The sequence below is a fragment of the Vibrio sp. LaRot3 genome (genome assembly GCF_027587025.1).
Classification (GTDB): Bacteria; Pseudomonadota; Gammaproteobacteria; order Enterobacterales; family Vibrionaceae; genus Vibrio.
In genome coordinates, this window is record NZ_JAPPTI010000026.1 from 1 (window position 1) to 1,181 (window position 1,181).

1 protein-coding gene is annotated in these 1,181 nt (G+C 49.9%); it reads left to right on the forward strand.

Translation table 11 applies throughout. The annotated features are described in order from the left end of the window. Nucleotides 1-1,181 (forward strand): type VI secretion system tip protein TssI/VgrG (tssI, locus tag OH461_RS20030; protein WP_270022300.1); only part of this gene is annotated, 1,181 nt, incomplete at both ends.

A 1,181-nucleotide genomic window follows, 5' to 3' on the forward strand; every position in this document is an offset into this window, starting at 1 on the left:
GAGATTATCTCGATTCTTTTGCAAGAGATGGGCATTGAAGATTACGCCTTTGCAGTGCAACGTGATTGCTTACCCCGTGAGTTTTGTGTTCAGTACCGAGAAACGGACCTAGCGTTTTTAGAACGCTTAGCCGCAGAAGAAGGCCTACGTTACAGCTTTGTCCATCAACCGGGAAAGCACACCTTACTATTCACCGACAGCAATGATAGTGTGCATTACATCGGTGATTTACCTTATAACGCCTTATCAGGCGGCATGAGTGAGCAAAACTATGTGTCGCAGTTTAGTGTCACTAAGCAAGCGCAAACTAGCCACTCTCAGCTCAATGACTACAGCTTTAAAAAGCCCCATTATGCGTTCAGCCATCAAGCCACCGGCTCTAGTGTCGGTACTGGGATGGATTACCAACGCCAAGACCAATACGAGCACTTTGATTACCCGGGCCGGTTTAAAGATGACGCCAGTGGCAAAGCCTTTAACCAAACCCGATTAGAATATCTGCGCCGTGACGCGCACACCGCGCAAGGCAAAAGTAATCACCCACAGCTGCAAGCCGGTCATAGCTTCTCACTCAGCGAGCATCTCGATGATGCCAATAACCAAGCTTGGCTGATTACCCAGATTCATCATCAAGGCAGCCAACCACAAGCATTAGAAGAAGACGGCGGCAGCGGCGCGACCACTTACGCCAACCAATTTCATTTAGTGCCAAGTAACGTTCCTTGGCGCGCCACCCCCACGCCAAAGCCTTTAGTCGACGGCCCGATGATTGCCCTTGTCGTTGGCCCAGAAGGCGAAGAAATTTTCTGTGATGAACATGGCCGAGTAAAACTGCACTTCCCGTGGGATAGATATTCTAATGCTGATGAACAAAGCTCATGTTGGGTACGCGTGTCACAAGGTTGGGCGGGCAGTCAATACGGCATGATGGCCATTCCACGCATCGGCCATGAAGTGATTGTGTCATTCTTAAACGGCGACCCTGACCAACCGATTATTACCGGTCGCACCTACCACGCCACCAACACACCGCCTTATGCCCTACCCGAGCATAAAACCAAAACCATATTGCGCAGTGAAACCCACCAAGGCCAAGGCTATAACGAACTCAGCTTTGAAGACCAAGCTGGGCAAGAGCAAATCTATCTGCATGCCCAAAAAGACTTGGACGCAGAAATCAA